This is a genomic window from Enterococcus sp. FDAARGOS_375 (assembly GCF_002393265.1).
GTDB classification, from domain to species: Bacteria; Bacillota; Bacilli; order Lactobacillales; family Enterococcaceae; genus Enterococcus_D; species Enterococcus_D innesii.
The window spans coordinates 204,425-217,268 of sequence record NZ_CP023515.1 but is presented as its reverse complement, the minus strand read 5'-3'; the positions used below and the strand labels follow the sequence as shown (position 1 = coordinate 217,268).

The following is a 12,844-nucleotide window of genomic DNA, read 5'->3' as shown; positions in this document are numbered from 1 at the left end:
CAACTGAGAGGCTATTTTAGAACAAATGATTTATTTTTTTCTCGAGAAGTCGTATGATGAAGGAGGAGGCAGGCAGTTTGCTTCTGACAATCAGTAAGAGGAGGGTGTTCAACATGGACGAACAGCCACTAGCAAATGAAACAGAAGAAGGGTTGATCGCGGCAGGATATCGGAAGTATCGTGGCGAAGCGATCGATATTTATTACAACAAAGAGATCTGCACCCACAGCGGTAATTGTGTGCGGGGCAATCCCGCCATTTTTGAAGTTGGACGGCGTCCCTGGGTGATTCCTGATAATGGGGAAGCAGCCCAAGCGGCACAAGTGATCCACACTTGCCCCAGCGGTGCATTAAAGTATGTGTTAAAGGAGGAACAATCATGGAAATCTTAGAAGAAAATGCTCGATTTGTGTTAAAAGACGGTGACAAAGAAATCGGTGAAATGACCTGGTCGGAAGCGGGTGAAACGCGCTTGATCATTGATCATACCTTTGTCGATCCTGCCTATCGGGGGCAAGGATTGGCAGAAAAATTAGTGGCAAAAGGGGTGGAAAAAGCCCGCAAAGAACAAAAGAAAATCATTCCTTTGTGTCCCTTTGCCAAAAAAGAATTTGAACGCAAACCAGAATATGCCGATGTTTGGAACCAATAAATCAACCAAAACAACCCCCACCAGCTCAAGAGTCTTTCTTTGAGCTGGTGGGGGTTGTTGTATGGATGATCAATGTTGGAATTGAGCATGGTACAGGCGATAGTAATAGCCTTGTTCTGCCAGTAATTCTTCATGGGTTCCTTGCTCCACGATTTGACCGGCATCCATTACAAGGATCTTGTCTGCTGCTCGAATCGTTGATAATCGATGGGCGATCACAAAGCTGGTTTTGCCTTCCATCATTTTCAAGAAAGCATCTTGGATTTTTTTCTCAGTCAGAGTATCAACCGAACTGGTTGCTTCATCCAAAATCAGCATTGGTGGGTTGCTGATCATCGTGCGGGCGATCGTTAATAGCTGCCGTTGCCCGTCAGAGATCTTGATCCCTTGATGACCGATCGGTGTATCTAGTGTTTCTGGTAAGCGCATCACATACTCATACATATAGGCATGCTTTAAGGCATCGTAGATTTCTTCATCTGTGGCAGTGTCATTGCCGTATTGCAGGTTTTCTCGTAAAGAGGCATCAAAGAGCCACGTATCCTGCAAGACCATTCCGAAGCTTTGCCGTAATTCTTCTCGTTTCAACTGACGAATATCGGTGCCATCGATCTTGATTGCCCCTTTATCGACATCATAGAAACGCATCAGTAAATTGACCAACGTCGATTTACCAGCACCAGTTTTTCCGACGATCGCGACGGTTTCTCCAGGTTTTGCGGTAAAAGTGAAATCTTCGATCAATTTTTGACCAGGATCATAAGCAAAAGAAACCTCCTCAAAGGCAATCTCGCCTTTGATCTCACCCAGTGATTGAGATTCTTGGTCATCGGCTGTTTCTGGCTCTTGATCCAATAGCTCAAAGGTTCTTGAAAGTCCAGCTAATGCCGTTTGGATCTGGGTGGTAATTCCCGACAATTCAATGAATGGTTTAGAAAACTGACTGGAGTAGATCGTAAAGCTGGAGATCACCCCAACCGTGACGGCACCTGAACCAGAAAAGTAAAGCAGACCGCCGACAAAGCCGACTGACAGATACGCCAAATGATCGACGAATCGCGAAAGGGGATTGGTCAAAGAAGAAGAAAATTGTGCCTTTTGCCCTCGGACATTCAATTCTTGGTTGATCGTTTCAAAACGGTTTTGGTTGATGGTTTCTCGATCAAAGGCTTTGACGATTTTTTGATTGCCGATCATTTCCGTAACAAAGCCTGAAATTTCGCCGACGATTTCTTGTTGGCGAGCAAAATGCGATTGAGACGTTCGTGCCACGATCCAGTTGACCAAAAAGATGATCGGGGTCGAAACCAATACGACCAACGTTAAGGGCACACTCATTTGCAGCATGACGACTAAGGCAATCAAGACGACCGAAATACCAGAGAACAACTGGTTAAAGACTGCAGCGACGGCAATGGAAATATTATCCATGTCGTTGGTAAAACGACTGACGATGTTGCCGTGGGAGTTTTGGTCATAATAGCGCAACGGCAATGTATTGAGATGAGCAAAGCCTTTTTTACGCAAATCGGCGACGGATAAATACGCCACGCGGTTGCCTAGTCGCTGGATCAACCATTGACTGACCACAGTCACTAAGACCACTCCGGCAAACAAAAGCAAAATACGATAGAGGGCGCTGAATTGCACTTGATCAGCACCTATCAGCTGATCGACGGCTTGACCAATCTGATACGTCATATAGACCGAGGAGACGCCAGCAGCGATCCCGAGGACAACTGCTGCCCAAGTTTCCTTCGCGTAGGCAGTCAAATAAGGGAGGTAGCGACGAAAGGCCGACCAATCGAATGATTTCTTTTTCATGCTTCTTCCTCCTCTGCCTGTGATGCCACGATTTCTTGGTATTCTTTTGAAGATGCCAACAGCTCTTCATGGGTCCCTTTGCCTACCAAATTCCCTTGGTCTAAGACTAAGATCTGCTGCGCATCTTGAATGGAGCGAACCCGTTGAGAGATAATGATGACCGTACCACGAATGCTTTCTTTTAAAGCCATCCGCAAATCAAGATCGGTTTGATAGTCAAGGGCGCTTAGAGAGTCATCCAAAATCAAGATATCTGGTTTAGCGATCAACGCTCTGGCGATCGTTAAGCGTTGTTTTTGTCCCCCAGAAAAGTTCTTGCCACCTTCAAAAATCGGGGTATCCAGTTGCTGCGGCAAGGCTTCAACGAAGTCACGGCTTTGAGCGATTTCGAGTGCACGCCAGCATTCTTCATCGGTAGCATCTTTTTTGCCCCATTGCAAGTTTTCTCGAATCGTTCCCGTAAACAGCACGGCGGTTTGAGGCACCATGGCGATTTTTTGGCGTAATTGCTGTAAAGGCCATTTTCGCACATCGTGCCCGTCAACGATCACTTTGCCATCCGCCACATCGTAGAAGCGGGGGATCAATTGGGTCAAGGCAGATTTCCCACTACCGGTTGGTCCAGTGATACCTAAAATAGACCCCGGTGCGACTTGGAAATCAATGTTTTTCAAAGCTAACCCGTATTCTTTTGAAAAGCGGAAATCCACGTGTTCAAAGCGAATCGCTCCGACGTTGTTTTTTGGCTGATCCATAAAGACTTCTGAAAGTTCATCGCCGATCGACGGCTCAGTGGCTAACACTTCGTTGATCCGTGAACCTGATGCTGCGGCACGGGTAAAGATGATTACTAAGTTGGAAACTACGATCAACGCTAAGAGCATTTGATTCATGTAATTGACCAGTGCCAGCACTTGTCCTTGCTGCAAATTGCCAATATTGACTTTGAATCCACCGATATAAAACAACGCGATAATGCCGACATTCATGATCAAGGTGGTGGCAGGCGTCAATAAAGCGGACAGATTTGTGACCCGTAAATAGACATCACTTAAATCATCAGTTGCTTTATCAAAACGCTTCGTTTCCGTTTTTGTGCGAGCAAAGGCACGAATCACCCGAATCCCGCTTAAATTTTGACTTACTAACTCATTCAACTCATCTAAATGGACTTGAACTTTCTTATATAATGGCACGGTTTTGGCGATGATCCAGAATAAGACGATACAAAAGAGCGGTAAGACGAGTAGGAAAATCAAGCCAGCTTGCCAATCAATGACAAAGGCCATAATCACGGAACCGATACTTAGGAAGGGTGCCCGGACCACCAGCCGAATCAGCATCGCCAAAGCAATCTGCATCTGGTTGATGTCGTTGGTCATTCGGGTGATCAAGGTATCCGTACCGAATAAGTTTAGTTCGCTATGGGAAAGGGTGTTGATTTTTTTCATCAAGCGATTGCGTAATTCTGTCCCGAATCCTTGAGAAGCGACGGAAGCATAATACTGACAGATGACGGCACAGATCATGCCTACCACGGACATCACGATCATCCAGATCGTCATTTCAACGACCTTCGACCAATTGTTTTGCCGTAGACCCTCATCGACTAAAGCGGCCATCTGTAAAGGCAGAACCAATTCAAACACCGCTTCTAAAAATTTGAAAAACGGACCAAGAATAATCTGTTTGCGATAATCCTTGGCATAGCGTAACAAGCTAATCATAAAAAACCTCCTAAATTATTTCGGATGTGCAGGATATTCACTGGCTAAACAGGCAAAAACCAAACTATCGGTCCATTCCCCCTTGTTCCACCAGTCTTGGATAAAATGTGCTTCTTGGCGCAATCCTATACGTTGGCAAAGCTTGGCTGAGGCCTGATTGCGGGCATCTAGCGTCGCTTGGACCCGATGGATCTTCTGACTGGCAAACAACCAGTCCAACAATTTTTTCAATGCTTCTTGAGCAAACCCTTGTCCGCCAAATGACGGATGGAAGGCATAGCCAATTTCAACGGAAGACGGCTGACCAGTAGACCACACCGACAAATCGCCGATGACCGTTTGATCGTGTAGTACCGCCAAAGAAAGACCTGCTTGGTCCGTCAAGGCGTGCTGTTGGCATTTTTTGGCAAAAGCCGCCGCTGCCGTTTCTGTCTGCCAAGGCTCATGAAGTAAGAAACGGCAAACTTCCGCTTGCTGATAAATAGCAAAGGTATCGGCAAAATCACTTTCTTGAAACGGACGGATCGTTAACCGTTCACTTTCCATACATACCATAGACAGCCTCCATTTCTTTAGGGACATCTTACCATAGAACGAAATAGCCGAAAACATTATCAGAAAAATACAACAATATTCTTGTAAAAGCATGTAAATTTCATGAAAATTCTTTCTTTTAAAAATAGAACTTGCCAGTTGCTACCCATTTACCGCGCCTGCCAGCGGGCAAGAAAGGTTTTTTGCCAATCGCCTAAAGGCAAGATCACTCGCTGCATTTGAAAACGGTAGGTTTCCCCTCTATAAATAAAACGAATAGGAACCAGCATGCCCACCACCGGATCTTTGTGCTCTTTTGTTAACTCAGCAAGAGGCACGATTTTTTGCTGCAGGACTTTTGTCGAGAAAAGATTCAACGCCAAAATCGTCAATTGCTGATCATCCAAGATGAGCAAAGTACGGCTGGTGATGGCATTGAAGGACTGCCATTTTGCATAGCCGATTACAGCTCCTTCTGTCATATAGGGGGCTGCTAACGCTTGGAAGGTTTTTTTATTTAAAAGAAACATGGGTAGAAAACTCCTTATTAGTTAGAATCAGTTTCGGTGTAGGCAAGCACTCAGCAACCAATCTAGGAAAGAGGTCAGTCAGTTGCAAATGGCTGCAGCATCTGCCGAACTTTTTCAGTATACGCCTGTTTGAGGGCTAATGGTTCGATTTCTTTGATGGTTGGCCCAAATTGCAAGAGAAAATCAGCCAGAAAACTAAGCTCATTTCCGGCAATGTGTCCTTCTAAGCAAAGCTCACTAGGACGTTCCACCACTGCCATATCAGGATATTTTTCTTGCCACAAGCGTTCCTTTGCCGATAGATCAAAGCGGATGTGATAGCCCAGTGTTTGTGTCAACACTTGTTGCTGCAGCTGTTTTTCAGCTAACTGCTGCAAGGTATAGCCTGTTTTTTCAGCCGGAGTAAGTTCTTGCATTGCATCGCAGCGATAGCGACGAAAGGCCTGTTTTTGATAGTCGTAGGCCAAACAGTACCAGTAACCAGCACGAAAATCTAGCTGATAAGGCTGAACAGTCTTGCTCGTTTTTTGATACCGCTGATAGCTAAAGTGGATGACTTGTTCTTGTACGATCGCTGAAAAAAGCGCTGAGAGGATCGGTGCACTCGTCAATTGAGGCACCCCTTGAAACGAAACCGCCGTCTCCATTTTTTCTAACCACTCGGTGTCTCCTTGGTAAAAAGACTGCAACAGTTTTCGCCGTAATCCTTGATAACTTCGATCAAAAGGAGAATCGGATAATTTTTGCAAGAGCTGTAAAGCAAAGAAAAGGGTATACCTTTCATTTTTGTCAAAGTACAAGGGGGTCAGTTGATTTTTCAAAATCTGATAGCCGCCATATCGACCGACTTCTACTACGAGAGGCAAACCCAGCTCTTCCAACGACTGGACATCACGGACGGCTGTACGTTTTGAGATCGCGAAGGTTTCCATTAAATCGGCTAGATGAAAAGTGGCTTTTCCTTGTAAATACAATAGTTCTTGGGTTAAACGTTCTGATTTTTTCATTTCTTTCTCCAATGGTGCCAAGTTTTGGCAAGATTCACAGTTACACTTATGGTAACAAGAAAAGGAGGAACCAACAAATGATCGAACCAAAAATCGCTTTGTTTTTAACGTTAGACGGCAAAGCCCAAGAAGCCATTCAATTTTATCAAGAAACACTAGACGCAACCCTCTTATTTGCCATCACCAACCAGGAGTATCGTGAGAGACTTGATCCATCGCTGGAGATTTTTGCGGGACAAGAACAGTATCTTTCTCACTCCATCCTACAGATCGGAGATTTCCAGTTGCAGCTGGCAGACAATCCATTAGTTGAAGGAGAGGCGATTCAGCTAGGGAATCACTTATCCTTGAGTTTGACGATAGACGACACCAAAATAGCTCAGAAGCTTTATCAACGACTAATGGAAAATGGCAGTCAGATGATCCAAGCACCTAGTGACAACCCATTTGCGTTTTTTTATGCTAGTGTTCGGGATCCTTTTGGTGTAATTATTCAGCTTACTGTCGAGAAAGAAGTTGATCCGTCCAAAAAAGGCGAATGAGAAAAACTCGTTTTTTAATAAAATATCCATAGAAGTTGACTATTTATCCAACTTTCTTTCATTGTCAGAATTATTTTTTAGGAATGTTTAAAGGACTTCACAGAAAAAGAATAAAACTTCTTAAAAAAATAGGCGGATCGTAAAAATTCTGGTACAATCGGGGAGAGCAATTCAGGAGAAATGAAGGAGGCACTATGGATAGAAAGACGAGATATAAGCAGCAAAGAGCCCACAAAGCACGCAATAAGCGCGTGATTATTGGAGGAATCTTTCTTTTCGCCATTGCAGGCATCGTATTATTTGCCGGCTATACGTATTATGCAGCAAAGAATTCAGTGGATAAAATGTTTAAAGAATCCGCTGTGATCAGTTCCAATAAGAGCAAAGAGGACAACTCATTGAAAGCTTCTGACGTGAATTCAAAGTTTGGGATCTTGTTAATGGGTGTTGATAATGACGCGGAACGTGAAAAGACAGAACATTTGGACAGTGCCCGTACCGACAGTTTGATTTACATGGTGTACGATGGCGAAAATAAGAAAATCGATATGGTCAGTCTCCCAAGAGACATTTGGACCAACATTTATGATGGAACAGGAACTGGGACAATTGCTACTACAGCCAAGATCAATAGTGCATTCACAATTGGCGAAGAAGACGCAACGATTGAAACAGTCCAAAACTACCTGCAATTGCCAATTGATTATTACGTAAACATCAACTTTACGAGTTTTGAGAAAATCATTGATGCGATTGGCGGAATCACTGTTGATGTACCTTATGATATCAATAAGAAATATACTTCAGATAACACCGGGGAAACATTGATTCCAGAAGGTCGTCAATTGTTGAACGGTGAGCAAGCCTTGATTTTTGCCCGCATCCGGAAAATGGATACCGATGTGGACCGAGGGAACCGTCAGCAAGAAGTCATTGAAGCAGCGATCCATCAAGCTTTGAAAATCAATAATGTTACCAAGTACCAAGAAATTCTAGACTCAGTCAGTGAAGACGTCAATACAAACTTCAAGTTTGAAGACTTAGTATCTTTAGCTGGTAATATGTTGTCTGGGTTCGATATTCAAAAACATACCTTTGAATGGTACGATGGGGAATCTTATGATGGACAATCGATCGTATATATTCAAGATTATTCTTACAACGAAATTCGTAACGATATGCTGAAAGCCTTAGGTCAAGCACCAGCAGATTCACAAGTAGATGCCAATACAGAAACACAAACCGGTGTTGGAAACGAAACTGGAACCGAAACAGGTGCAGGAACTGGTGACGGATACGGCTCGGAAGTCGTTGATGACGGAACCGGCTACTAAACAAGAACAAAAAGTCAGGAGCAATCCTGACTTTTTTAATACCCTCAGTCCGTCTAACAATCGATTGAAAACAAGGGCAGTCTCTCAAGTCACTTTCGTTTTCATCTAAGAAGCGCAGTGCTATGCTTGAGAAAAGAGACAGCTTGTTGCAGCGAGTCCGACATCGGAGGAGGAACCATGATGGAAAAACAACAAGAACAAAAAGCCCGAAGAATCGTCTTGTTGACCCATGTCTTAGGCTTGATCATGAAAGCCATTGGGTATTTCCTTAGCGGCAGTGCAGTCTTGATGAACGAAAGTATCCACAGTATGATCGATTGCATCAATCAAGGGCTTCTTGCCATCGGTGAAAACCGAGCACAGCGAGGGCGCAGTGAGCTGCATCAGTTTGGTGAAGGACGAGCGACCTATTTTTTTAGTACCGTGGTTGCCATGACGGTTTTTTTAGGCGGAGGCATCTTAGCCGTTGTCGAAGCTAGCCGTGATTTGCTGGATCCAACCCATGAGGTGGAGCAGATTCAGCTAGTAGCAGCAATCTTATTCGTCAGTTTGTTTATTGAAGTGACTGCGGTTCAAGAAGGCTGGCAAGAAGTCAAAGAACAAAACAAACAAAAACAACCCCTCGTCCGTTTTTTGAAAGAAAGCCGGGATTCTGATTTACTTTTAGGCTTTACGGAAAATCTATTTGCCTTAGGGAGTGTAACGATCGCCATCGCAGGAATCTTATTGACCGCTTTGACGAACAATCCGATATTTGATTCCCTCGGAGGTATTTTAGGTGGACTGTTGTTGATTGCTGCCGCTGTCTTTTTAGCCAAAGAATTTTATAGCCTCTTGATTGGCGAAGGGGCATCCACTTCGGATTTAATGGCGATCAAACAAATTTTAGCCGATCCTGCAATCATTCAAATCAAAGATTTGCGAACCCTTCATCTAAGTCCAGAAGAACTTTTGATCGTCGCCGACCTTAGCTTGAAACTAGCGCCGGATGAAGAACCAAGTTCGTTTATCGATACTATTGAACAGCAGATCAAACAGGCTTTGCCTGAACTAAGGGTCTATTGTTATATCGAAAGCGAAGAAGTTGCTTCTTAAACTAGCAGACTGAAAAGCATTTCGCCGGTTGCTGATTTCTCACCATTTCGAGGAATGTTTTTTAGTATTGCCGACCTCGTGGATGGCTGCCGCAGTTCGATGATCTATTTTTGCTTCAAGCTTTGAGGATAACCAGAATCTAGATCGTCAAACAAAAGGGAGTCTTGTTTTTTCGTTTTTTATAGCAAAAAGAAAGAATTTTATTTAAAAATTTGTTGTTTTTTGTTAAAATTAAGTAAGAATAGTGAGCGCTCATTTTTTGAGTTATTTTTTTGGCATAGTTGTAACAATGTAAATCACAACATAGCTAACGCTCAGTTTCTCAAGAAAATGCCGTAACAAGTGCCTTTTTGCACTGCTGAAATGACCAAAATTCTACAGCAATAGTTGTATTACCCATTTGGTCACGTCTGTTTTTTTTCACCACTTGTGAAGCAAAATCCTTTGCGAACATCTTCATCCATGATAGGTTAGAAGTAGGCCGGATGGTTTTTTCACAAAGTACGTACATAGAAAGATCACTTGCGACGATTAAAAGATGCGATTTCATTGCTCGCAAAACGATCGATGCTCATCACACATACCTTTTCCCTCAGCCAGTCAACCTGCGCTTGCTTTTCTTATTGGTTATCTTCCCTTCATTCAGCAATTGCCTGGACCGATTCAAATCAAGAAAATGACTGTGCAAGGTATCTGTACCGATTTATCCCTTCAGAAACGTGGAAACCTTCGGCAAGAACTTTATAATTAAAAGGAGGAATTTGATGGAAAAATTTTACCAGCAAAAGACTGAAGAGACCTTGAAACATTTTGAAAGTGACCGCAAGCAAGGCCTAAGCGGGAAAGAAGCCGACAAACGCTTAGAAAAATACGGAGAAAACACGATCCAGCAACAAGAATCCCTTTCTGTATGGGAATTGCTGTGGCATAACGTAAACAACTTGATTGTTTATCTCTTGCTAGCAGCTGCGTTACTCTCTTTTGCGATGGGGGAAACGGTTGAAGGAATTGCAGTATTGATTGCCGTGGTGATTGCTGTAATGACAGGCTTCATTACAGAATTACGAGCACAAAAATCAATTGATTCACTTCAAAGCATGATTTACACTACCGCAAAAGTGATTCGTGATGGAGAAGTAATGGAGATTGAGTCGGCAAAAATCGTACCAGGCGATATTCTCGTTTTGGAAGAAGGGGATGCTATTGCCGCAGATGCCCGCTTACTTGAAACGAGCAACTTTGCCTGCATTGAATCAGCGTTGACCGGTGAGTCAGAAGCTGTGGAAAAAGATGCTCGAGAAACCTACGAAGAAGATGTTCCATTAGGCGATCGTCGCAATGTCGTTTTCGCAGGAACTGCGGCAACTCGGGGAAATGCCTATGCCGTAGTGACAGAAACCGGCATGAAGACCGAGGTCGGAAAAATCAGTGACATGCTGACCGGTGACAAAAAACGTCAAACACCATTAGATATCGAATTGGATAAGCTTGGAAAAGCAATCATTATTGCAGCGCTCTTTGCGGCAGTGGCAGTTCTGATCGCTGGGGTACTGACGAATCAGCCATTTGTCGAAATGATCCATATTTCGATTATTTTAGCGGTCGCAGCCATTCCTGAAGCCATGCCAGCCGTTTCGACGATCACATTGTCTCGTGGGATGCGAACGATGGCCGAGCACAAAGCCCTTGTCAAATCGTTATCAGCCGTCGAGACTCTTGGCGCCACCAGTATCATTGCCAGTGACAAAACGGGGACGCTGACAGAAAACCAAATGACGGTCGCCGAGATCATTTTAGGTTCTGGGGAAATGTTCAAAGTGACAGGAAATGGGTATGAACCCAACGGAAAATTCTACAAGGCAGACTCGGAGGATGAAACCGAGATCGATGCAACCAATCATGATGCGCTGCAAGGGATGATCGAAAATGGTGCTTTATGTACCACCGCCACTTTACGTGAAAACGAAGGGCAATACGAGATCCTCGGTGATCCAACAGATGGGGCGTTCGTCGTTTTAGGTCAAAAAATCGGCATTGATCGCCAAAAAGAGCAGGACAGCGGGCTGAAGAAAATCGCAGAAATGCCTTTTGATTCCGACAACAAATACATGGTGACCGTGTATGAAGGAGAGCAACGGACATTGATTATCAAAGGGGCACCAGATGTCTTGATTGATTTAGCCGATGCTGATGCCAAAGAAAAGGAAAAGCTCCATGAATACAATGACACGTTAGCCAGTCATGGGCAGCGGGTGATCGCTGTCGGTTGTATCAAGGATTATCAAGGTGGTACGGACGAAGCAGAGCTGAAAGCAGCACTGCAGCAAATCAAGATCCAAGGCTTTGCGGGCATCGTCGATCCGCCACGAACAGATGTCAAAGAAGCAGTGAAGGTCGCCCAAGAAGCGGGGATCCGAGTGAAAATGATCACTGGGGACCATCCGAAGACAGCCTCCATGATTGCCAAAGAAATTGGCTTAAAAGACCACGAAAAAACTATGACGGGTCGTGAAATCGATGAATTGGCAGGACAGGAAGGCTTTAACGAAAAAATCGAAGAAGTGGCCGTCTTTGCGCGAGTCTCACCGAAAAATAAATTACAGCTTGTGGAAGCCTTGCGTGAAGAAGGCGATATCGTTTCAATGACTGGCGATGGCGTTAACGATGCGCCGGCACTCAACGGCGCTGACATCGGGATCGCCATGGGGATCCGCGGCACAGAAGTAGCCAAAGAATCTTCCGATATGATTTTGACGGATGACCGTTTTGGAACGATCGTCGATGCCATCAAAGAAGGACGCATCATTTTTGACAACATCAAAAAATATGTTTCTTTCTTGTTCTCATGTAATATGGTTGAGATCGTGACGATCTTTTTAAGTGTCATCTTCTTGATGCCAATGCCGATCCAACCGCTGCATATCCTTTTCTTAAATCTAGTTATCGATATTGCTCCAGCCATGGCGTTAGCCTTTGAACCAGCTGAAGACGATATTATGAAGCGTCAGCCACGGTCGAAAGCTGATGGCCTCGTCAACAAGCGTTTCTTAGGACGTATCATTTTAAGTGGTGTTGTAATTGGTTTGGTGGCGTTTGGCTTCTTCAACTTCTTGATGTTGACGGATCACGAGTTGCTTTATGCGCAAACAGCGACCTTTACCTTTATGGCAGTGGCGCAATTGATGCATATTTTCAACGTTCGTAAGAGCAGCGGCTTTGGTTTAGACAAAACCCTCTTGAAAAACAAACAGTTGATGGGGGCCTTGCTCCTTTCCGTCGGCTTGCAGCTTTCAGCGGTCTATGTACCGTTTATGAATGAGCTATTAGACACGATGCCAATTCAAGCCGGCACATGGGGGATCATTTTCGCTGCTGCAGCGATCTCCACATTGATCGTCATGGGCTTGAAGAAACTCTTCCAATTAAAATAAAATAAATTCTCCAGTATTGACTCAATACTGGAGTAACGAAGACCCGCAGCCTCATGGTGCACCTTCATCAAAGGATTTGTGATTCGATCCTTGATGAAGTTCGCCTAACTGCGGGTCTTTTTTTTGCTTACTCTTTACAAGCAAAAGAAAATGACTTATACTTGACTA

Annotated in this window: 11 protein-coding genes; 6 read left to right on the top strand and 5 right to left on the bottom strand. The window is 44.1% G+C overall.

Translation table 11 applies throughout. The features are described from left to right. The first annotated feature begins 113 nt into the window (after positions 1-113). Positions 114-392, top strand: coding sequence for a (4Fe-4S)-binding protein (locus CO692_RS02005; protein WP_008378829.1), 279 nt, complete (start codon positions 114-116; stop codon positions 390-392). Next, a complete protein-coding gene (locus CO692_RS02000) occupies positions 380-652 on the top strand; it encodes a GNAT family N-acetyltransferase (RefSeq protein WP_016613524.1) in 273 nt (90 codons plus the stop codon). Before CO692_RS02005 ends, CO692_RS02000 begins: the two co-directional genes overlap by 13 nt. Before the next feature lie 69 nt (positions 653-721). Here the strand turns inward: CO692_RS02000 and CO692_RS01995 are convergent, their stop codons facing one another. The 5 genes from CO692_RS01995 to CO692_RS01975 all read right to left on the bottom strand — a co-directional run bounded on the left by CO692_RS01995 (position 722) and on the right by CO692_RS01975 (position 6,274). Next, positions 722-2,476: an ABC transporter ATP-binding protein gene (locus CO692_RS01995; RefSeq protein ID WP_010747846.1), complete on the bottom strand. Its 1,755-nt coding sequence runs from the start codon at positions 2,474-2,476 to the stop codon at positions 722-724. Further along, positions 2,473-4,203 carry an ABC transporter ATP-binding protein gene (locus CO692_RS01990; RefSeq protein WP_077452695.1) on the bottom strand — a complete coding sequence of 577 codons (1,731 nt, stop codon included), beginning with the start codon at positions 4,201-4,203 and terminating at the stop codon, positions 2,473-2,475. Before CO692_RS01990 ends, CO692_RS01995 begins: the two co-directional genes overlap by 4 nt. Positions 4,204-4,218: 15 nt before the next feature. Continuing rightward, positions 4,219-4,758 carry a GNAT family N-acetyltransferase gene (locus CO692_RS01985; RefSeq protein WP_096741403.1) on the bottom strand — a complete coding sequence of 180 codons (540 nt, stop codon included), beginning with the start codon at positions 4,756-4,758 and terminating at the stop codon, positions 4,219-4,221. Between the two features lie 149 nt (positions 4,759-4,907). Beyond that, positions 4,908-5,267 (bottom strand): hypothetical protein, encoded by a 360-nt coding sequence (locus CO692_RS01980; RefSeq protein ID WP_096741402.1) that lies wholly within the window; start codon positions 5,265-5,267, stop codon positions 4,908-4,910. A 74-nt stretch (positions 5,268-5,341) separates the two neighbouring features. Continuing rightward, positions 5,342-6,274, bottom strand: a complete 933-nt coding sequence (locus CO692_RS01975) for a helix-turn-helix transcriptional regulator (RefSeq protein WP_096741401.1) — start codon at positions 6,272-6,274, stop codon at positions 5,342-5,344. A 77-nt stretch (positions 6,275-6,351) separates the two neighbouring features. Here CO692_RS01975 and CO692_RS01970 point away from each other — a divergent pair, with 77 nt between their 5' ends. The 4 genes from CO692_RS01970 to CO692_RS01950 all read left to right on the top strand — a co-directional run bounded on the left by CO692_RS01970 (position 6,352) and on the right by CO692_RS01950 (position 12,676). Then, positions 6,352-6,816, top strand: coding sequence for a VOC family protein (locus tag CO692_RS01970; RefSeq protein WP_096741400.1), 465 nt, complete (start codon positions 6,352-6,354; stop codon positions 6,814-6,816). 194 nt (positions 6,817-7,010) lie between these two features. Beyond that, positions 7,011-8,150: an LCP family protein gene (locus CO692_RS01965; RefSeq protein ID WP_081117015.1), complete on the top strand. Its 1,140-nt coding sequence runs from the start codon at positions 7,011-7,013 to the stop codon at positions 8,148-8,150. A gap of 177 nt (positions 8,151-8,327) precedes the next feature. Next, entirely contained in the window at positions 8,328-9,245 is a 918-nt protein-coding gene (locus CO692_RS01960) for a cation diffusion facilitator family transporter (RefSeq protein WP_096741399.1), read from the top strand. Positions 9,246-10,009: 764 nt separating this feature from the next. Then, a complete protein-coding gene (locus CO692_RS01950; RefSeq protein ID WP_096741397.1) occupies positions 10,010-12,676 on the top strand; it encodes a cation-translocating P-type ATPase in 2,667 nt (888 codons plus the stop codon). Positions 12,677-12,844 lie beyond the last annotated feature (168 nt).